The following is a 20,333-nucleotide window of genomic DNA, read 5'->3' on the forward strand; positions in this document are numbered from 1 at the left end:
AAGGCTGTTCAGGCCGCCTGTTTGCGGCGAAACACGAGCCGGTCGGGTTCGGACACCTTGGGATCAAAGCGCCAGCCTTCGGCGTCGAAGCCCTCCAGCTTTTTGACGGTGCCCAGCTTCTTCTCGATGGCATAGCGAACCATCAGCCCCCGCGCACGCTTGGCGTTGAAGCTGATGATTTTGTATTTACCATTCTTGAACTCTTCAAACACGCAGCTCACCACACGCGCCTTGAGCGCCTTGCGGTCCACCGCCTTGAAATACTCTTCGCTGGCGAGGTTGACGATAACCGGCGAGATGTCCGCCGCCGCGCGCTGGTTCAGGTAATCGGAAATTTGCGTCCCCCAGAATTGATAAAGATTTTTCCCATGCGGCGTGGCCAGCGCGGTGCCCATTTCGAGCCGGTAAGGCTGCATCCGGTCGAGCGGCCGCAGCACACCGTAAAGCCCGCTCAGGATGCAGACATGGTCCTGTGCCCAGTCGAGTTGCTGGGCGCTTAGTGTTTTGGCATCAAGGCCGCCATACACATCGCCATCAAAAGCCAGCGCAGCCTGCTTGGAGTTTTTGGCCGTGAACCGGGGCGACCAGGCCTGGTAGCGCGCCACATTCAGGCCGGCCAAAGCATCGGAAAGCTTCATCAAGGTGCTGATCTGCTGCGGTGTGCGGGTTTTGAGCACGTCGATCAACTGGGCGGACTGCCGGGTAAAAAGCGGTTGGGTGTGGGTGGCGACGTGTGGCGGTGTGTCGTAGTCCAGGGATTTGGCCGGTGAGATGAGAAACAGCATGCTTTGGGTTCGGGAGATAAGGCGAAACCCCCACTTTACGACAGGGCGCGCGGCACAGTGGAAAACCGATACGGTCTGCCGTCGGTGAGCCGGGGGCAGCTTGCGTTTCACCGGCGCGTCGCCGTTTTTGCGCCTGCGCCGCGGCGGCACTCCCGTCGCTCCCGGTGCCTGTCAGGGGCAAGACTTCGATTGCATGCGCCATGCGTTCCGCCTTCTTCAATGTCAATTACGTTATGGTAAATTGATTACGGATAGGTAAACATACACACCCAAGCCATCAGTGCCCCGTCCTGCCAGAAGGTCAACGGGGCATTGAAACCAGATTGCTATCTTTTTGATAGCTACTAGCGCCGGATTTGTATGGCTGAAGCGTCTAAAACACTTAAAAACCGCAGGAGCAGTCCATGCCGGAGACAAACACAAGCCAGGGCCGCGCCGCGGCGATCACACTGCCGGCCACGTTTACCAACTGCTATGAATTTTCCCGGGGAACAGGCTATGTCCTGCCCGAATATCCCTTTGTAGAGCCGCCCGAACTGAAAACAGGCGAGGTCAAACGCCACGCCGTCGTGATTGTGGGCGGTGGCATCACGGGCCTGACGACGGCCTGCGCGCTGGCGCAGTACGGCGTCAAGGCCTTGCTGCTGGACGAAGACAACACGGTGGGCGTCAAGGGCGCGTCATCGCGCGGCATCTGCTACGCGCAAAAGACGCTCGAGATCTTCAAGCGCCTGGGCATTTATGAACACATCGCCGCCAAAGGCGTGCAGTGGAGCGTGGGCCGCACCTTTGCCGGCGCCGACGAGGTGTATTCGTTTGACCTGCGCCAGCAGCAGACGCATTCGCTGAGCCGGCAGCCGCCCTTTATCAACATCCAGCAGTTTTATGTCGAGGGCTTTCTGGTGGAGCAGCTTTACCAGCCTGCGCCTGCGAATCGCCTGATCGACATCCGCTGGTGCCACCGCGTCACTGCTTTTGAGCAGAACGACAACTTTGCCACGCTGCAGCTTGAAACGCCAGCCGGCCCCTACTCTCTGCAAGCCCACCATGTGATCGACTGCAGCGGCTCGCGCAGCCCGTTCCGCGCCTGGTGCGGCGCGGCGGTCACCGCGCAAAAAGGCGATGACCGCTGGTGCATTGCCGACGTGCGCTTTAAAAACCCGCCGCCGGTGGAGCGCCACACCTGGATAGAAGCGCCGTTCAATGAAGGGCGTGCCGTGTGGCAGCACCTGATGGCCGATGGCGTCTGGCGCATCGACTACCAGATGCCGCCCCACGCCAACCCCGAAGAAGTCAGCCGCGAGGACGTGGTGCGCGCGCGGCTAAAGGCGCAGTTCAAAAGCCAGGCGGGCCAGGTGCTGGACGATGCCGACTACGAAATCGTTTGGGTAGGGCCCTACGCCTACCGCAGCGAATGCCTGGACAGTCTTCGCCATGGCCGCGTGTTTTTTGCCGGCGATGCGGCGCATGTGATGAGCCCCTTTGGCGCGCGGGGCGGCAACTCGGGCGTGCAGGACGCCGACAACCTGGCCTGGAAGCTGGCTGCAGTGCTGCAGGGTCGCGCTGCGCCCGCGCTGCTCGACAGCTATCACCACGAACGGCATGAGGCGGCGAAGCACAACGTGCTCGTCACCAACCGCACCGCGCGCTTTTTGCGGCCGGCCGACGGCGCGGAGCGGCTGTTTCGCACGGCAGCGCTTAGCTTGGCGCGCGAGCACGTATTTGCACGGCAGCTCGTCAACACCGGGCGCATGTCGGCGCCGAACCAGTACACGCGCTCCGGCGTTTGCGGCGCTGGCGGCGGGCGGCCCACACAAAACGTGGGCTTCACCTGGGCGGACGGCAGCCCAGGCGAGGTGCTGGACTTGCTGGCCTGGGCCCAAGGGCGCCTGCTGCTGCTGGTGTTTGGCGATGTGTCTCCCGCAGGCTTGGCGCGGCTGGCGGCGCTGTCCCGAGAAGCTGGCATTCGCTGCGTGCAGGTAGTAGGGCCTGCCGAACGGGCCACCGCGGTGGAGCACGTGACCGACCGTGAGGGCCATTTGCAGGCGACCTGCCATGTCTTCGGCCATGCCTGGGCGCTGCTGCGGCCCGACGGCCATATCGCGGCCACCGGCGAAAGCCTGGATGCCTCGGTGGTTCATGCGGTAGCCACCGCACTGGGCACAGCCATGCAGACAGAAAAGGACACGGTATGAAACCCGATACCCCACTGACCACACGCCTGCATTTTCAGGATGCCGACGCGTTTTATGAATGCCTGCTGGACGCCCACCAGGGACTCTCCCGGGAGGAATCCGAGCTGCTGAACGCCCGGCTGATTCTGCTGATGGCCAACCAGCTGGGCGACACGGTGGTGCTGAAGGCCTGCATAACCGCGGCGCGTAAAACCTGAGCAGGCATGGGCTACCCCGGCGGCGGGGCGGGGCCAACCTGCCAGTCGAATAAAATCAGGGGTGTTTCACCCAACCCAAGGCGGCATCCCTTCGATGCCGTTTTTCATTGCCCCATGACCAACGCTGCCGCCCCCACCCTTGCCACCCCCGCAGATACCGCCAACACCGCCCCTGGGGCCGTGAAAGCCGCCACACCGGGGCTGGACGGCCTGGCCAAATCCTTCGAGCCGGCCGCGATTGAAAGCCGCTGGAGCCCCGAATGGGAGCAAAGCGGCCAGTACGAACCCACCCTGGATGCGGCCAGGCCTTCGTTCTCCATCCAGCTGCCGCCGCCCAACGTGACGGGTACGCTGCACATGGGCCACGCCTTTAACCAGACCATCATGGATTCGCTCACGCGGTACCACCGCATGCGCGGCCACAACACGCTGTGGGTGCCCGGCACCGACCACGCTGGCATCGCCACGCAGATCGTGGTGGAGCGCAAGCTGCAGGGCGAAGGCAAAAATCGCCATGACCTGGGCCGCAAGAACTTTGTCGCCAAAGTGTGGGAATGGAAGGAAGAATCCGGCACCACCATCACGCGCCAGATGCGCCGCATGGGCGACTCGGTAGCCTGGAAGCACGAGTACTTCACCATGGACCCGAAGATGTCGACGGTGGTCACCTCGACTTTTGTGCAGTTGTACAAACAAGGCCTCATCTACCGCGGCAAGCGTCTGGTGAACTGGGACCCGATCCTGAAGTCCGCCGTGTCCGACCTGGAAGTCGAGAACGAAGAGCGCGACAGCTTCATGTGGCACATCGAATACCCCTTCAGCGACGGCCCGCAAAAGGCTGCTGACGGCTCGCCACTGCGCGGCATGCACATCGCCACCACGCGGCCCGAAACCATGCTGGCCGACGGCGCGCTGGCGGTGCACCCCGACGACGAGCGCTATAAGCACCTGTTGGGCAAGATGGTCGACCTGCCGCTGTGCGACCGCCAGATTCCGGTGATCGCCGACAGCTACGTCGACCCGGAATTCGGCAGCGGCGTGGTAAAGATCACCGGCGCGCACGACTTCAACGACTACCAGGTCGCCCTGCGCCATGACCTGCCGCTGATCACCATCTTCACGCTGGACGCGAAGATCAACGAAAACGGCCCAGCGCAATACCAGGGTCTGGACCGTTATGACTGCCGCAAAGCGGTGCTGAAAGACCTGGAAGAACAGGGCTTCCTAGAAAAAGCCGTGCCGCATAAAAACATGGTGCCGGTGTGTGCGCGCACCGGCGCGGTGGTCGAGCCCATGCTGACCGACCAGTGGTTTGTAGCGCTCAGCAAAGTGAGCGAGCAGGACCCGACCGGAAAATCCATTTCGCAAAAGGCCCGCGATGCGGTGGCCAGCGGCGAGGTCAAGTTTGTGCCCGAGCAGTGGGTCAACACCTACAACCAGTGGATGAACAACATTCAGGACTGGTGCATCTCGCGCCAGCTCTGGTGGGGCCACCAGATCCCGGCGTGGTATGACGAAGACGGCAAGGTCTATGTGGCCGAAAGCGAAGCCGACGCGCAAAAGCAGGCGCCCGGTAAAAAACTCACGCGTGATGAAGACGTGCTGGACACCTGGTACTCGTCGGCGCTGGTGCCCTTCTCCTCTTTGGGTTGGCCTGAGAAAACAAAAGAGCTCGACCTCTTTTTACCGTCGAGCGTGCTCGTCACCGGCTACGACATCATCTTCTTCTGGGTGGCCCGGATGATCATGATGACCACGCATTTCACCGGCCAGGTGCCCTTCAGGCACGTGTATATCCACGGCCTGGTGAAGGACGCGCAGGGCAAGAAGATGAGCAAGTCCGAAGGCAATGTGCTGGATCCCGTCGATCTGATCGACGGCATCGAACTCGCGCCCCTGCTGGAAAAGCGCTCGCAAGGCCTGCGCAAGCCCGAGACTGCGCCCCAGGTGCGCAAGAACACCGAGAAGGAATTTCCCGCGGGTATCCCGGGCTACGGCGCCGATGCGCTGCGCTTTACCTTTGCCTCGCTGGCCAGCTTGGGCCGCAGCATCAACTTCGACAGCAAGCGCTGCGAGGGCTATCGCAATTTCTGCAACAAGCTCTGGAACGCCGCTGTCTTCACTTTGATGAATTGCGAAGGCCAGGATTGCGGGCTTGAAGAACACAGCAAGGAACAATGCGCACCCGGCGGAGAGTTTCACAACTACCTGAGTTTTTCTCAGGCCGACCGCTGGATCTCGTCGACCATGCAGCGCGTCGAAGCCGACGTGGCCAAGGGCTTTGCCGACTACCGCCTCGACAGCGTCGCCGGCAGCATCTACCAGTTTGTCTGGAATGAGTTCTGCGACTGGTACCTGGAAATCGCCAAGGTTCAAATCAGGGATGGCAGTGATGCGCAAAAGCGCGCCACGCGTCGCACCCTGATCCGCACGCTGGAAGCCATCCTGCGCCTGGCGCATCCGGTCATTCCGTTCATCACGGAAGAGCTGTGGCAAACCGTGGCCCCCATCGCGGGCAAGACAGGCAAGTTCATCGGCGTGGCGCCTTATCCGCAAAGCCAGCCTGAAAAGATCGACGAGAAGGCCGAAGCGTACGTGGCCAAGCTGAAGACGCTGGTGGATGCCTGCCGTAACCTGCGCGGCGAGATGAAGGTGTCTCCTGCCACGCGCATGCCGCTTTATGTGCTGGGCGACACGGCCTTCATGCAGGACGTCGCCCCGGTGCTCAAGGCACTTGCCAAACTGAGCGAAGTGAAGGTGTTCGACGAAGAGGCTAGTTGGGCTGCTGCAGCGCAGTCTGCACCGGTGGCCATCGTCGGCGAAGCGCGCCTGTGCCTTTACATGGAAGTCGATCTGGCAGCGGAAAAGACTCGCCTGCAAAAGGAAGAAACTCGGCTGGCAGGAGAGATCATCAAGTCCGAAACCAAGCTCGCCAATGATGCCTTCGTCAACAAGGTGCCCCCGGCGGTGCTGGAGCAGGAACGCAAACGCCTGGCCGATAACCAGGCAGCCCTGGCCAAGATCCGCGAACAGCTGGCACGGTTGAAATAGTCAACGGGTAACCCAGTAAAAAGCCCCGCAATGCGGGGCTTTTTTTGTTGATGGAGATGTGAAGCGAGCCCTAACAAGGTCAACATGCCCGGTCAGATAAGTGTCCTCTTCGCCAGCAGGGCCGCGGGACTGGCTTTGCCAGACCGCAGGCGCAGCGCCCCCTCGGGGGCAGAGAGCTACGCGAAGCGAGCGAACGTGGGGGCCAACAGTTACCTGCTTATGGCCTCAGGCTCAGACCACTGTGAAGACGAAACACCACCAGGCAACTCCAGATCCATAGGCGCACTGGTCAGTTGGTCCATCCCGCTGTGTTGCGCACTGATGGCTTCATGCATGCGATGCGCGACATACCAGCTGGACCGCAGGCGCGCCTCGCGTGTGTGGGAGCCCAGGCGCGGCGTCACAAACAGATTCTTCAGCCCTTTGAGTGGCGAAGTGTCACCGAGGAAACTCGCTTCGGCGCCATCCAGGATGCAGGCCTCAATGCGGCCGTCGCACAACGCAGCGGCCAGCGCGCCTTCATCAAACAATTCACTGCGGCTGATGCCGACCCACAACTGGCTGCGCTTGCAACCCGCCAGAAGCTTGTCGTTCACGAAGCCGCGGAACCGGGTGGCATAAAGCATTTGCACGGACACGGCGTCCGCCTGGCTGACCAGCTCGGGCAGGGAAACAGGTTGTATGCGCAAGCGCTCCCAGATAGGCGCCGTGTGGTGCACCGCCGGGTCATACCCGATGAGCCGCACGCCAAGCCCGCTCAACATGCCGGCCAGCGTGTGCGCTGTCGGAGCCAAACCCAGAATGCCGACGGTACTGCCGTGAAGCTCGCGCCCCATTTGGGTCGTGGGGTGACGGCGTCCCATCAGGGCCGACACAAGGCCGCGGCGGTATAGCAGCAGCAGGCTGCTCAAAAGGTATTCGGCATTGGACCGGACGTTGGCGCTGCTGGCATGCACGACCTTGATGTCGCGCTCCTTGCAGGCCTCCAGGTCGGTGTTGTCGGTGCCCACATGCAAGCGCCCGATCGCCTTGAGCTTTGGCAGAAAGTCGAGAAAGTCGCGCGTAACCACGGTCTGGCGCGGGAAAACGATGCCTTTGGTTTTGTACGCGATCTTGCGCAGGGAAGTCAGGTCGTCCGCGAGTTCAGGGTGATACCCCACCCCATGCCTGGTTTCCAGCCAGGTCATCGCTTCGGGCACCAACGCATCAAGAAGTAAGATGTCCACTCAGTCAATCCTTTTCCTGCCATCATTCAGTCGCGTCGCTTGCCCACGCAAAGTCGAGCGATTGTCCGACTCCCGCGCTGTACCAACAACGCAACACTTTATTCTTTTCCCGGATCAAAGTCGATGCAAAAATTTACATTAAACAAAGCTGTCTTCCCGGTTGCCGGCCTTGGTACCCGCTTTCTACCGGCGACTAAAGCCCAACCCAAAGAAATGCTCCCAGTGGTCGACAAGCCATTGATCCAATACGCTGTGGAAGAGGCCTATGCGGCCGGCATCCGACACATGATTTTTGTAACTGGACGCAATAAACGGGCCATAGAGGATCACTTCGATACTGCTTACGAACTAGAGAATGAGCTTGAAGTAGCCCAAAAGCACGCTTTGCTGTCGCTGGTGCGCTCAGTCCAGCCGGACGACATGAATTTTTCCTATGTGCGCCAGCCTCGCTCCCTGGGTTTAGGGCACGCCGTGCTGTGTGCCGAGCACCTGGTAGGCCAGGAAGCCTTTGCCGTGTTGCTGGCCGATGACCTGATGGTCGGTCCCAAGGGTGGCAAGCCAGTGCTGGCGCAGATGGCCGAGCAGTTCGCCACGCTGCAGCAGTCCATTCTGGCCGTGCAGGAAGTGCCACAGGACCAGACCAAACGCTACGGCATTGTGGCAACCGAAGGGGCCAGCACCGGCCTCATGAAAGTCAAGAAGATCGTTGAAAAACCGGCGCCGGAGGTGGCACCTTCACGAATGGGTGTGGCGGGCCGCTACATCCTCACGCCAGCGATCTTTCAGCACATCCGCAAGCAGACATCCGGCGTGGGCGGTGAGCTGCAGCTCACCGACGGGATTTCAAGCCTGCTGGGCCATGAGAGCGTGTACGCCTTCCAGTACCAGGGCAAACGTTATGACTGCGGAAGCAAGGAAGGCTTCCTGGAGGCGACCGTAGAGCTGGCGCTGGAGCACCCTGAAGTGGGCGTTTATTTCCGGAATTACCTAGACAACCTGCAAATTGGCTGGTCAGGACGGGAACGCCGGAAACAGGCGGCCTGATAACCGTCTGTTACAGAATCAACGGCGCTTTAAAACGTGAATAAAGTCACTGCCGGCGACCTGCTGCTCGACCAGTTCGTTGCCGGTTTGTTTGGCAAAAGCCTGGAAATCACGGGTAGAGCCAGCGTCGGTTGACACCACACGGAGCAGCTGGCCGCTGAGCATTTCGGTCAGCGCTTTTTTGGCTTTCAGGATGGGCAGCGGGCAATTCAGGCCGCGGGTGTCGAGTTCTTTGTCGATGTTCATGAAAATCCTTGGGTTGCCGCGATTTTAAGCAATGGGCAAAGCCCCTTCACGGGACTCCTCCCAGAATCGCCAGCTTTATTCCACCCGCTTGGCCCATTCCACAAACTCGGGTTCATGCCCGCGCGTACGGAGCCAGTCGGCCAGCGCGTAGCCTGTGCCCGCAGGCCAGCATTTGAGCTTGTCCAGGTCATAAAGCCGGTAATCCACCAGTTCGGGCGAGAGGCTGACCTCTCCCGTGCAGACGGCGTGATAGGCGATGATGATCTGGTTCATGCGCTGGAAATCGTAGACGCCTATCAGGTCCAGCGAAGTCGTTTCCAGGCTGGTTTCTTCCTTGATTTCGCGCTCAATCCCGCCCTGCGGCGTCTCGCCCGCCTCCATAAAACCCGTGATCAGCGCATACATCTTGCCCGGCCAGGCCGCGTTGCGCGCCAGCAGCACCTGGCCGTTGTATTCAATCACCGCCGCCAGCACGGGCGTGGGATTGTTCCAGTGGGTGAAGCCGCAGGCTGGGCAGCGCAGGCGCGCCTTCTCGCCGCCGTCTTCCATCTGCGACACCATGGCCAGCGGGGTTGCGCAGTTGGGGCAAAACCTGAATTCGTGGGTCATGGTCAGATGAGGAAAAGAAGGCAGAAAGAGGAAATAGGGATGGCAATTTGCTATTGTTTTGATAGCTGCTGGCGCCCGCTTTATTTGGGCTACAGCCCGTTTATGCCTTAAAAATGGCTCAGGCCGGAAATACCCCGGTCGACAGGTAGCGGTCACCTCTGTCGCAGACGACGAAGACAATCACCGCGTCTTTCACGGTTTTGGCAATTTCCTGCGCCACCCAGCAGGCGCCGGCGGCCGAGATGCCGGCAAAAATGCCTTCCTCGCGCGCCAGGCGCCGGCACATGTCTTCAGCGTCCGCCTGGCTCACCAGCACCAGCTCATCGACCTGGCTGGCGTCGTAAATCTTGGGCAAATACTCTTGCGGCCATTTCCGGATACCGGGGATGCGCGAGCCCTCGCTGGGCTGGGCGCCGATGACCTGGATGGCTGGGTTTTTCTCTTTCAGATAGCGGGAAACGCCGGTAATCGTGCCGGTTGTACCCATCGCACTGACAAAATGTGTCACTTTGCCTGACGTATCTGTCCATATTTCGGGCCCGGTGGTCTCGTAATGGATGCGTGGATTGTCCGGGTTGGCAAACTGGTCCAGCACCCGGCCCTTGCCCTCTTTTTGCATCTGGTCGGCCAGGTCGCGGGAATATTCGATACCGGCGCTTTTTGGCGTCAGGATCAATTCCGCGCCAAAAGCCTTCATGGTCTGGGCGCGTTCGATGCTCAGATCCTCCGGCATGATCAGGACCATCTTGTAGCCCTTGATGGCGGCGGCCATGGCCAACGCGATGCCCGTGTTGCCCGAAGTGGCTTCAATCAGCGTGTCGCCCGGCTTGATATCGCCGCGCTCTTCCGCGCGTTTGATCATCGAGAGCGCCGGACGGTCTTTCACAGAGCCAGCTGGGTTATTGCCTTCGAGTTTGCCCAGAATGACATTGCCGCGCGCGGCGTTTTCGGCGGCGTAAATGCGTTGCAGCGCGACCAGAGGCGTCTTGCCAATCGCGTCTTCAATGGTTGGATAGTTCATGGCCACACTGTGCCATAATTTGAGGCTTCGCTCCTCGCAGCCCGGGTGGTGAAATTGGTAGACGCAGGGGACTCAAAATCCCCCGCCGCAAGGCGTGCCGGTTCGATTCCGGCCCCGGGCACCACATCCCGAAAAGCCGGACGGTTTCAGACCGATCCGGCTTTTTTTTGTCGCACGTGGTTGTTGTGCCGGCTTTAAAGAAAAACTACAGGCAGGATTCAGTCATGAGCAGGCCGGCAACCGCCAGAATTTGAACACCAGCACGCGCCTGTCGTTGGGGCAAATCCGCGATACCGACCTCCCAACATGCTTCGGATCCCCTTCAGCGATCACCACGCGGCCAGGTTTCGGCATGACCGCGGCGGTAATTTCATCCTGATCATCAAAGAATAGTGTCTCGCCCGCCCACGCGATATTCCATTCCTTGCTGCAGTACACGAGCACCGTCACATGGCTGCTTCGTTGATCCTCTTCCACAATGTCCTGGTGCACCTGGCCCTCTGTGCCGAACGTGTTGGCGCTCAACATGCATTCATACAAGCGCACGGGAAACCCTAACCGGGCCTTGACCTGGTTCCAGCAATCGGTGACCACCTGAAGGCTGTCATCCAGCGCCAGCAATTTCGGCTCTACGTCTTCCGTGAAAGGCTTGTCGGTAAATGCGATGGGGTAGTACCAATGCATATCCAGTTCATGGGATTTGAAGCGCTCCCACCGGTTCAGAAAATGCATGGGCACCCATGCCATTGTTTCGATCAAACGCTCTTTGAATTCGACTGAAAACAGGTCGTCAGCGATCTTGACATTCGATCCTAAAAGCATGTACGGGCCCTAAGGAAAATCGAATAAACCCAGACGGCCAGGCGCGGCGACAAACGAAGCTTCATTCCAGCGGAATTACCTTTTTTGATTAGCGCTCAATGCTGTCGCCACCACCGCCGGAGCCCAGGGGCAGGCCAACTTTATGTGGCAAACGCACGCGCTGCACGGCGCTCCATTTGCTGTGGGCACCCAGGGTGTTGCCCACCGGGTTGATCTCCTGCTCACGCTCCGGGATTCCTTTGGCTGTTTGGGGTTTGGGGGTTGGCTGTTTTTTCATGCCGTCTTTCTTGAAGTTAAGGAAAGGGATGCGGAAATTTTGATCCGGGATGGACGTGAGGCAGCAGTCCCAAAGGCTCCTGCTGATACCCAAACGAAATAGGCAGTAAGCCAGGGACCAGTACTTTTACCACTGAAAGCGGCGTTCTTCCCTGGTCGACAAAACAATGCTCGGGTGTGATGTCAACCATGACCGGACTCAACCCCTGGATCGCAAACCGGTTGACCAATTGCGACAGGGTCCTGAATTGCAGGGGCGCAAGGCGCGCGTCAGCGGTTTCAGCTTCGGGGAAAAGAACGCGATCGGCGCGCCGAAAGTAGCGCTTTAAACCATACAGCTCAAAGTGATGGTCTGTTGTGGTGACATCTGCCGGGATTGATATCTTTGGCTCATGGCCGTGAATCCATGCGTAGACTCGTGCTTCAGTCTCATCGAGTGCGCTTTCAAGTGCTTTCCTGAAATCCGCATTGGCCGCGGTGCCCATGGTGGTGAAGTGATATGTCTGGCTCTGGGCCGCAACGAGGCACACATGTGCCCATGGGGAGTCCAGTTTTTGCACGGCTACTTTGCAGCCGGCCTGTTCAAGGATTCTGATGCGATTGTGGACAGTCGATGACACAGAGGAGTGTTTCACCATAGCGCCAGGTGACTGGGCAAGCCAATGCCTCATGAAGGCATCGCGTTCCACAACTTCAAGAAGCGCCCTGAAAACCGCGTCATCCCTTGAAGTGCCAGCGGCACAGCCTGACGAGGTGACCTGCGAAAAAGGCCGTCGCTGAAGTTTTGTATGCGGCGCCAGGCTTTGTCGTGAGAACACCAGCTCTGCAAGCACCTGCACTGCGCTTCCGGACTTTAAATCCACCCCTGCAGTCCACAGGTGAGGTACTTCCGCATCGAAGCGCTCGTAGGGAAATGAGGGGCTCGCATATTGCTTTTCGGAATACTTCACAAACTGCGTCGGATCAAGCCCGTTCGAAAGCGTGTCCAGACGCCCCCATGTGAGCTGGCGAGGTTCCCGAAACCCTTCGCGCTCAACGGCTTCTGCGGCGGCCTTGCGAAAGGCAAGCCAGGGGTCCGCATCCCTGCCCCAGGTGTGGGGTCTGCCGTCGCCCGATGTAATCACTTTGGCACGGGCCAGGTGAAACGGCATGGCAAAGCGGGCCGAATCACCATCCACCCAGGCAAAATCCAGATCGGGTGAACGATCAATCAGGCCGATTTGTTCTGCCGTGGGTTTTGCACCGAATATCGCCGAACCCAACACCAATACCCCCGCCTGCAGACGGCACATTTTGCTGACGACGCTTTCGTAATAACCCCCTATCGTCGCGAAGCCGAGGCCCAGCTTCGAAGCACTCAAGCCGGCGTTGTGCAGGCCGGCACCGGCCTCCATAAAAAGGTACTGCAGGGAGCGATTGCGATACCGCATGGCGGCCACCCGAGGGTCGGCTGCCAGGAAAACAGCACCGGTGGCGTAGGTCAACTCCCAAGGCTTCGAAAATGCCCTTGGCATCAGCCGCTGCCCATCGCCCAGGAGTTCCAGGGCAACCACTCTCTCATCCGGATAGCTGACCCGATAGACCCCTGGTTTGTATGTGCCAACTTTTTTCTGCAAGGCCACAAACACCTGCACGAGCTGCATTCCACCGGCCGAGGCAATGGTCCGCTTCGGCGTGACGTAACCGACCCGTTCATGTTTGACGCTCACTACACCGGCCACCGACCACAGCAGTCCCAGCAGTGCACGTTCCGAAATATCCTTTTCAGCAAAGGTATAAGTCGACACGCGATCAGTAAAAAAATCCCGGAGCGGCATCGCCGTCACTCTGCGGCTGCCTGGCGGAAGCTCCCCCGCGGCCCCCTCTTTGTTCCACAGGAATCTCCGGCATATCTGGTTCGTAGTGGCTGCATCCGCCGACAGGCCAAAAGGGCTGCCCTGAAATGCATAGCGAGCCGCGTGGGCGCTGACCAAGTTGGCATCAATCAAGGCGTCTTGATCCAGCAGAAATTCGATGAACTGCTGGAACTCCTCCGCATTAAAACTCGCAGGCAAGCACTGCAATATCTCGCGCACCGTTCGCGTACCGTCACAAAGTTTAAACACTTGCGCCAGCATGGCCTTTGGTGCTCGCACTTCCACATCCTGCGTGGCACTGCGAACAACAAGCAGGGCGCCCTCAAGCCGGCAAGACCCGGCCATCATTGGAGACAGGCGGCCGGGATCCGTAAAGCTCCCCCTGACATCCGCAGGCGTTGCCTCATTGAGAACGATGTTGAGCGCCAGGTTGGCAGGTCTTCGGGAGGGGGATGCGCGGGACATCACGGTCATATCAGGATTTCTTGTCCGCGCCGAACAGAGAGAAGAAAACGAGCGGATACCCGTCTGGAGGGAGTATGGGGTTTGAATTGATTTCAAGCCACCAGACCTTGCCGGCTTCATCAGTAACGCCGTCAACCGAATAAAGTACGGGCGCCTTGAAACGGCGAAGGCATTCCTGCCCGACCTTTACGCCCATCGCATCAATCTGCTGCCTGATGTGCGCATTGACCCGGCCCAGATCGTTGTCCGACTCCGCAGTGGGCGACGTGGACGCGTACTGGCGCCCGTAGCGAAAATCGATCCACACTTCGCGCCCCCTGGGCAGGATGTCCGCGAGCTTGACTTGCTGAAAATTCAACGAGCAGAGCACGTTTGCACTGCCCTCATCTGCGCCCAGCGTTTTTCCCGTCTGCGCCAAGCGCGATTCAATCAAGACCTGCAGTGTAGACACGCCGTCGCCCATCACAGTCGGATATGCGTGCACGTGCGCATAAAACGCCGTAGCGCCCCAAAACCAGACTTTGAGGTTGGTGCCGACAATAAACTGCTCGGCAAAATCAATGCCCACGCTTTTGTTCTCCAACACGGCATCTTTTACAGCTGGCACTTCGCCAACGTTGCGATAGGGACCCGAAATCTGGTAACCGAATGATCCCGTCGGTTGCTTCACCAGAAAACCACCTTCAGCATCGCTGATGGACGGCCAAGTTGCCGGAAAACCGAGTTCGGCTTTTTTCAGAAACCCCTTGAACAGCAGCTTGTCCTGGGAAATATCCCAGCGCAGGATGTCATAGGGCAGCCAGCCGATGAACCCCGTGACGTTTCTCGCCAACTCGGTCGAATAGGCCATTTGCCCGTTTTTATTCAGCAAAAACCTGGGTTTGAGTGTGTAGTAACGATTGCGGAGCTTTACCTCAAGGTTAAAAGTTCTGATGTCCAGGTCGACCTGGGCGTTGGAGCTGTCGGCCCAGGCCTTTAGGGCCCGAAAATGATTCAAGGTGACGGGAATGTAGGACATTGATAGGCAGGATATTCTGGAGCTATTGCCAGTTGGCGGCTGTCACCAGCGCAAGTGCAGTTGAATAGTTGGAAAGCCGGGAGGTTTGCCTTGCCACTGGAGGCGAGAAACCCATGGCTCCTTACCAAATTCTGCACCTGGCTTGCCAACAACTTGGCAATTACTTGGCAGGGTTATTTGGCATAAGTGACTACTCCTATCTCACTCAAATACTCTTTGAGCGCCGCACGCCAAAGCCCGGGTTTGGCATAAATAAAGTGCCCATCACCCTCAAGTGGCGGGCTCAATAAAAGACGCCCTTTGCCCCCTGCCGCCTGAAAGGCGTCATAGGAAGTGCGAATGGTCTCGGCGGTGTAACGGCTGTCGTTTTCCGCAAAAACCCAGAGCGTGGGAATGCGGGTGGTTTTGCCCAGTTCCGCAAAACCATCAACCATCATCTGGTTGAGGTAGGTGGGGCTCTGCGCTTCCGACATATTGGTCCGCCCGCCGGCAAAATCGATGGCGCCTATCATGCCCCCGAGGTTCTGGCTGGCAAGGTACATGGCGGTGAAACCGCCTGCCGACTGGCCAGCCAATATCACCCGGTTCGCATCAAGTTCAGGCCGGGTTTTAAGCCAGGCCAGAGCAGGCACGATGTCTTCAGCATGCACACGCGCCAGATAGACGGGATCCGCATCCCCTGCTCTGAATCCTCTGGGATATGTCCCCTCTGACATGCCCACACCCTTGCGCGCCGGCATCAGCACGGCTGTGCCCAAGTTCAAAAATTCACGAGCGAGGCCCAAGTCGCGGATGCGGCTTTTGTAGCGCACGGCGGGGTGATCCAGGCTTACATCGCCATGGTTCCAGACCATGACAGGATAAGGACCGGCACCGAAGCGACGGGCTTCGGGTAACAGCAAGGTGGCCTCCAGCCGGTTGCTGCCAAAGGTGCCGGGGGCCTGATAGCTCACAATTTCTTCGCGCCAGGCAATGAGTGGATTGGTCTGCCCAATGGTGGCCGCCACCTCTTTTCCATCCAACCATTCGGCTACCGCTTTTGCAACCAGCGCCTCCTGCCCCGCCATCAAAAACTGGCTGTTGCGCCCGCAGTCGTCTTTTTCCTCCTGCCGTCTATAGCCGACCTGGACGAAGGTAAAACGGCTGCGCTTGGCAATCGCCTGGGCTTCGAGAAATGGGGTGGCGTCGCATTGAGCGGTGGACGTGTGCAACATCAGCACGGGTTTGCGCAAGTTACTCCAGTCGCTGGTACGGTTATCGAGCAGCCCGCTGGCGGCCAGCACGATTTTTCCGAAATCTTCCATATCCCCCGCAATGTCCAGCAGCGGAGCCACCCAGAGGAGGCCGGCCAGGTGAATTTGCGCGCCGGGAAACCGCTGTCGCACCTCCTTGGCGACAGCGGCCAGGTCTTGTCTGAACTCACGGGGCGGCCGTTGCGTCATGCCGCGGCCTGCGGCATCACTGGGTGTATCCACATAGACGACTGCGACGCCTTGCGCCTGCAACTGCGCCACACCCCGCACCCAGGGCCCGCCCAACGACAGAGCCGTTGCGCCGGCTTCGATCTTGAACACGGGGTCGCCCGCCGATCTTGGGTATACGAGCACATGCCGCACGGGCTGCGCGTTGCCTGGGTCGGCCCCAGACGGTGCTTTGTATATGGCAATGGCAAGCTTAGCCCGCTCTCCGGTGGCCGCTGTACGGTGAGATAAGGTCTGTACCGTCCAATCCTGCGCTTGCGCCAATGCCATGGTGCAACAAAGCCATCCAGCGAGGGAAAGCCCAATGCCAACCAGGATGCCAGGTTTTGTGTGGAGTTTCATTTTTTCCTTGACCGCAAAATGAGCGGCGTAAAGCGGTTTCAGCGGGGTTGTTTCATGTTTTCACCATGAATTCAGGATGAGTGGCTAACACGGGTACAGGATTGCGAATCACGGCCATGGCCCGGGCGCCACGCGCACCCCCAGAAGCAGCGGGAGCCCCATAGATGAGACGGTAGAACCCCGGCGCTGCTGACGGGGAATCCTGGGGCCACTACGCTCGCAGGCATCAATTAAAGCTACTGCCGTCTCGGAAAAAAAATGGCAGCGGCAGGGCCCATGCTGTCGACCACATGCTTTGCGCAAGTCTTCTCCAGCCGTTTGGACTGACTGACATGTCCTACGCTCCATAAGGAGCCCTCCCTCATATTTGTTCCAAACTGTATCGCAATAAGCAAAAACTGCGAGATCAGTTACCTTATTTTTTGAGGAAGTGAGTTGCTGGATTGGGTACTAATTACTTGGACATTCAGGTTTCGAAATGGCAGTCGCTTTTGAACTTTTGAAGTTTGTGCCACGCTTAAGTCAGCCATTCCAAATATTGCAGGGCCTTTCCGATTACCGTTATCAAATTGCACAGAAATACAAGGAAGGGGACGAGCGGCAAGGAAAATTACCCGGCATATTCCCCGATGACGGAACTCGCCGTATTCGCAGCAACGGTCATCCCCGCCTCCAGCCGGCTCAACACTGCGGCTTGTTACCTTTCCGGTGCGATCTTTTAACCCCGCCGCTTGTCACGCCTTTTAAGAACGTGCATTCTTGAACTGCGGGCAGAAATTTCCTGCCGCTTCAGGAGTCCGTCATGTGCACCTTGCGTCAGTGGCTCTGCATCCTTCTTTCAAGCGCCTTATTGCCCTGCATGCTGTGGCTACCCACCGCGCACGCGGCCACCTTGCAGCCACCGGCCGCACAGGCCATGATGGATGCACTGACCCGGGCAACGACAGCGGTGGTCGGCATCAAGGCCACGGCGATGGAAGATGCTCACTCGGCCGAAACACTGGGCTTGCGCCGTGCCGGCACGGGAGTGCAGATCAATCAGGACGGACTCATCCTGACCATCGGCTACCTGATGCTGGAGGCGGAGCACATCGAGATCGTGACCCAGGACAACCGGACATTGCCGGCGCGCGCCGTGGCCTACGACCTGGCCACCGGCTTCGGGCTGCTACGCCCGCTGCTGCCGCTGCGTGGTGTCGGCGTGGCGGCCCTGGGCAGCAGCAAGGACCTGGAGCCCGGTGAACCGCTGATGGCCGTCACCGGCCCGCAACCCGATGACGACGGCGACGTCAGCATGACCCGGCTGGTCAGCCGGCGCGCATTCTCCGGCAGCTGGGAATACCACATCGAATCGGCGTTGTTCACCAGCCCGCCGGTGATGGCCAGCGGCGGCAACCACAGCGGCGCCCCGCTCTTTAACCAGAAGGGCGAGCTGATGGGCATAGGCTCTTTGCTGGTATCTGATGCCACCGGCGAAAACCGCCGCTTGCCGGGCAATATGTTTGTGCCGGTGGATTTGCTCCGACCCATCCTCGCAGAGCTGCAGCGTGCGGGCCTGAGTACGAAGAGCCGCAGGCCATGGCTGGGCATCACTTCCAACGACCAGGGCGGGCGCATACAGATTCTTCGGGTAAGCAAAGAAAGCCCTGCGGACCTGGCCGGGCTGACGGCAGGCGACGTCGTGCTGGCGGTGGACGATGCCAAGGTCGCCACGCTCGAGGCTTTTTATAAAAAGCTGTGGGACCGGGCCGCACCCGATGCGGAAGTCAAACTAACGGTACTGCAGGGTGCGGAAGTCAAGACCATTGTCCTGAAGGCGCAGGACCGGATGCTGACGCTCAAAAAACCCGCCGGCATCTGATTTTTTTAGGAAAACAGGCGCTATCCCTTACAAACCGTCGCAAACAGCTATTAATTTGATAGCAATATTGGCTACGAAAGTTGGCAGCCTTCGCACCAATGGCCGGGAGCGGGGGAGCGGGCACAAGCAGCGGAGCCTTCAAAACCTGTAAGCAACCTCGGTCCACACGCGCGCAGAATCCGTGGTCTTGACCAGCTCGGGGACCGGCCCGAGGGGCGAAGCGAAATAAGCCCGGGCCCGCCACTGGTTGAACCCGGTCCAGTCAAGGCCGAACCCCGCTCCACTCAATGTGGCGGTGTTGGTACCTGCCACCCAGGGGCGCTGGTTGATCTTCAGGTAGGCACCATCCCAGAACGCCACCGCCTGGAGCCTTCCGCCACCGGCCTGCCCCAGGTCATAGCGCACCTCAATGCTCCCCCGGTAACCTGTATCACCCGACAACGCCCCCACGTCATAGGCACGTACCGAATGGGGTCCTCCCACGGACATCTTTTGCGACGAGTCGAGGTTGGTATTCGCCCACTGGCCGGCCCATGAAAAATGCAAGGTGCCGTTCTGCCCCAGGCGCTGAAGACGGGAGAAACTCAGATTGGTCTTTGAAAACCCGCCCTGTGTTTTTGCACTGGCCGCATCATCCAGCTGGGCCTCGGCAGCATCAAAAACCACCCGGCCCCGGGTCCATCCCAGGCTCCAGGTATTGATGCCACCGGACATCACCGTATCCCGCCAGTCCCCGGTGAGACTGGAAGTCCAGCTATCGAGATGCCGGTCTGTTTTTATCCCCGCGAGGTCGACGCGTTCGCGCAACTGCACGGTGTCGTACTGAATCTGTCCGTAGAGGTTGACCGTCTGGCTTCGCACCAACGGATGTTTGCCCCAAAGACTGCCGGTTTCGGCGGAGCCATGCGCGCCCAGCACCTCAAGGAACTTGCCAATTTTGTAGTCCAGCGAGGAATAGGCGGCACCGGCGCGCGTGCCGCGGCCGTTCAATAGGGACTCGTAGCTCACCCGCCCATAGTTCACTCCCGTCCCGGAGCTCAGCCCGCTCAGGCTGAGAACATCGCCCTGCTTCAAAGGGTTGTTGAAGTACACCGTACCGCCAAGGCGGGCTCTGCCGGTGTACTTGTTGCCGTAACCGTCCAGGACCAGGCTTCCGGAAACCGCCTGGCCGGGCGTGGCATCAATGGTCAGATCGGAGTTACCCATTCCTTCGCCGGGCCGCAAGGTCGCCTGCACCACCACGCCCGGTATGTCCGACAGCAGCAGCAGGGACTTGTCCAGTAAGGCCTGCTCAACCGGGTGGCCGGTTTGCAACGGCGCTACTGTCGCCTGCAGCAGCAGGTCATTCACACGCGTCTGGTTGTTGATGCCGACTTTGCCGTAGCGCGCCTCGATCACCAGAAAGCGCACAACGCCCGATTGGATCACCTGCGCGGGCACCACGGCCCGCGCAAAGGTTTGGCCGCGGCCATGGTAATACTGGCCTATACGCGAGGCCATTTCGTCGAGCTGGTCAAGCGTCAGGCTTTTCCCTTCGGCATCGGCAACCAGCGCGTGCAGCGTGGCTGTCTCGAACAAGGTGTTGCCGACGATATTGATCGATTTGACATCCACCGCCACCGCGGGTCGTTGAGGCGGCGGCGGGGTGTCCTGCTGATTATTGAGGGGGGGCCTATCCCCGCGGGGCGATGGGACGGTTTGCTGGGACGGTTGAACCTGATGGAGGATGGTGCCGATATCAACCGGCAGCGGATCTGCCGCCTGGGCCGTGAACAGGGGCGCGGCTGCCAACAGCAGCACAGCATGTTTGCCAATTACGTTGCATTTCATGAGAAAAC

17 protein-coding genes and 1 tRNA gene are annotated in these 20,333 nt (G+C 59.5%); 7 read left to right on the plus strand and 11 right to left on the minus strand.

What is annotated here, in order from left to right:
* Window positions 1-8: 8 nt before the first annotated feature.
* Window positions 9-785, minus strand: coding sequence for a peroxide stress protein YaaA (gene yaaA / locus ACQ4MS_RS04080; protein ID WP_431097911.1), 777 nt, complete (start codon window positions 783-785; stop codon window positions 9-11).
* Window positions 786-1,189: 404 nt separating this feature from the next.
* Between yaaA and ACQ4MS_RS04085 the strand changes: the two genes are divergently transcribed.
* The 3 genes from ACQ4MS_RS04085 (at window position 1,190) to ACQ4MS_RS04095 (ending at window position 6,228) form a co-directional block, all read left to right on the plus strand.
* On the plus strand, window positions 1,190-2,980 hold the full coding sequence (locus ACQ4MS_RS04085) for an FAD-dependent oxidoreductase (RefSeq protein ID WP_431097912.1): 1,791 nt from the start codon (window positions 1,190-1,192) through the stop codon (window positions 2,978-2,980).
* A complete protein-coding gene (locus ACQ4MS_RS04090) occupies window positions 2,977-3,177 on the plus strand; it encodes a DUF2783 domain-containing protein (protein WP_431097914.1) in 201 nt (66 codons plus the stop codon). The genes ACQ4MS_RS04085 and ACQ4MS_RS04090 overlap by 4 nt, the downstream gene beginning before the upstream one ends.
* A 114-nt stretch (window positions 3,178-3,291) precedes the next feature.
* Window positions 3,292-6,228 carry a valine--tRNA ligase gene (locus ACQ4MS_RS04095; RefSeq protein WP_431097915.1) on the plus strand — a complete coding sequence of 979 codons (2,937 nt, stop codon included), beginning with the start codon at window positions 3,292-3,294 and terminating at the stop codon, window positions 6,226-6,228.
* 209 nt (window positions 6,229-6,437) lie between these two features.
* Here ACQ4MS_RS04095 and ACQ4MS_RS04100 read toward each other — a convergent pair whose 3' ends face one another.
* Window positions 6,438-7,454: an NAD(P)-dependent oxidoreductase gene (locus ACQ4MS_RS04100; protein WP_431097916.1), complete on the minus strand. Its 1,017-nt coding sequence runs from the start codon at window positions 7,452-7,454 to the stop codon at window positions 6,438-6,440.
* 123 nt (window positions 7,455-7,577) lie between these two features.
* Here ACQ4MS_RS04100 and galU point away from each other — a divergent pair, with 123 nt between their 5' ends.
* Window positions 7,578-8,498 carry a UTP--glucose-1-phosphate uridylyltransferase GalU gene (galU, locus tag ACQ4MS_RS04105; RefSeq protein WP_431097918.1) on the plus strand — a complete coding sequence of 307 codons (921 nt, stop codon included), beginning with the start codon at window positions 7,578-7,580 and terminating at the stop codon, window positions 8,496-8,498.
* Window positions 8,499-8,516: 18 nt separating this feature from the next.
* Here the strand turns inward: galU and ACQ4MS_RS04110 are convergent, their stop codons facing one another.
* The 3 genes from ACQ4MS_RS04110 to cysM all read right to left on the minus strand — a co-directional run bounded on the left by ACQ4MS_RS04110 (window position 8,517) and on the right by cysM (window position 10,374).
* A complete protein-coding gene (locus ACQ4MS_RS04110) occupies window positions 8,517-8,744 on the minus strand; it encodes a sulfurtransferase TusA family protein (RefSeq protein WP_007867181.1) in 228 nt (75 codons plus the stop codon).
* Window positions 8,745-8,819: 75 nt separating this feature from the next.
* Window positions 8,820-9,353, minus strand: coding sequence for an NUDIX hydrolase (locus ACQ4MS_RS04115; protein ID WP_431097920.1), 534 nt, complete (start codon window positions 9,351-9,353; stop codon window positions 8,820-8,822).
* Between the two features lie 118 nt (window positions 9,354-9,471).
* Window positions 9,472-10,374 (minus strand): cysteine synthase CysM, encoded by a 903-nt coding sequence (gene cysM / locus ACQ4MS_RS04120; protein ID WP_431097921.1) that lies wholly within the window; start codon window positions 10,372-10,374, stop codon window positions 9,472-9,474.
* 39 nt (window positions 10,375-10,413) lie between these two features.
* Between cysM and ACQ4MS_RS04125 the strand changes: the two genes are divergently transcribed.
* Window positions 10,414-10,498: transfer RNA gene (locus ACQ4MS_RS04125), tRNA-Leu, on the plus strand.
* A 98-nt stretch (window positions 10,499-10,596) separates the two neighbouring features.
* Here ACQ4MS_RS04125 and ACQ4MS_RS04130 read toward each other — a convergent pair.
* The 5 genes from ACQ4MS_RS04130 to ACQ4MS_RS04150 all read right to left on the minus strand — a co-directional run bounded on the left by ACQ4MS_RS04130 (window position 10,597) and on the right by ACQ4MS_RS04150 (window position 16,385).
* Window positions 10,597-11,196, minus strand: coding sequence for a 2OG-Fe(II) oxygenase (locus tag ACQ4MS_RS04130; RefSeq protein ID WP_431097922.1), 600 nt, complete (start codon window positions 11,194-11,196; stop codon window positions 10,597-10,599).
* Window positions 11,197-11,284: 88 nt separating this feature from the next.
* Window positions 11,285-11,473, minus strand: a complete 189-nt coding sequence (locus ACQ4MS_RS04135) for a hypothetical protein (protein WP_431097924.1) — start codon at window positions 11,471-11,473, stop codon at window positions 11,285-11,287.
* A gap of 16 nt (window positions 11,474-11,489) precedes the next feature.
* Window positions 11,490-13,802, minus strand: coding sequence for a YcaO-like family protein (locus ACQ4MS_RS04140; RefSeq protein WP_431097926.1), 2,313 nt, complete (start codon window positions 13,800-13,802; stop codon window positions 11,490-11,492).
* Window position 13,803: 1 nt separating this feature from the next.
* Complete coding sequence (locus ACQ4MS_RS04145) at window positions 13,804-14,811, minus strand: hypothetical protein (protein ID WP_431097928.1); 1,008 nt, start codon at window positions 14,809-14,811, stop codon at window positions 13,804-13,806.
* Window positions 14,812-14,984: 173 nt separating this feature from the next.
* The gene (locus ACQ4MS_RS04150) at window positions 14,985-16,385 is read right to left on the minus strand and encodes an alpha/beta hydrolase family protein (RefSeq protein ID WP_431097929.1); all 1,401 of its coding nucleotides are present in this window, start codon (window positions 16,383-16,385) and stop codon (window positions 14,985-14,987) included.
* A 727-nt stretch (window positions 16,386-17,112) separates the two neighbouring features.
* Here ACQ4MS_RS04150 and ACQ4MS_RS04155 point away from each other — a divergent pair.
* Both ACQ4MS_RS04155 and ACQ4MS_RS04160 read left to right on the plus strand, forming a co-directional pair.
* Window positions 17,113-17,397 carry a hypothetical protein gene (locus tag ACQ4MS_RS04155; RefSeq protein WP_431097930.1) on the plus strand — a complete coding sequence of 95 codons (285 nt, stop codon included), beginning with the start codon at window positions 17,113-17,115 and terminating at the stop codon, window positions 17,395-17,397.
* 39 nt (window positions 17,398-17,436) lie between these two features.
* Window positions 17,437-18,495: a S1C family serine protease gene (locus ACQ4MS_RS04160; RefSeq protein WP_431097931.1), complete on the plus strand. Its 1,059-nt coding sequence runs from the start codon at window positions 17,437-17,439 to the stop codon at window positions 18,493-18,495.
* Between the two features lie 138 nt (window positions 18,496-18,633).
* On the opposite strand, the gene ACQ4MS_RS04165 is transcribed toward ACQ4MS_RS04160, so the two are convergent.
* A complete protein-coding gene (locus tag ACQ4MS_RS04165) occupies window positions 18,634-20,325 on the minus strand; it encodes a ShlB/FhaC/HecB family hemolysin secretion/activation protein (protein ID WP_431097933.1) in 1,692 nt (563 codons plus the stop codon).
* Between the last annotated feature and the right edge of the window lie 8 nt (window positions 20,326-20,333).

The organism is Polaromonas aquatica (assembly GCF_050626995.1).
GTDB classification, from domain to species: Bacteria; Pseudomonadota; Gammaproteobacteria; order Burkholderiales; family Burkholderiaceae_C; genus Polaromonas; species Polaromonas aquatica_A.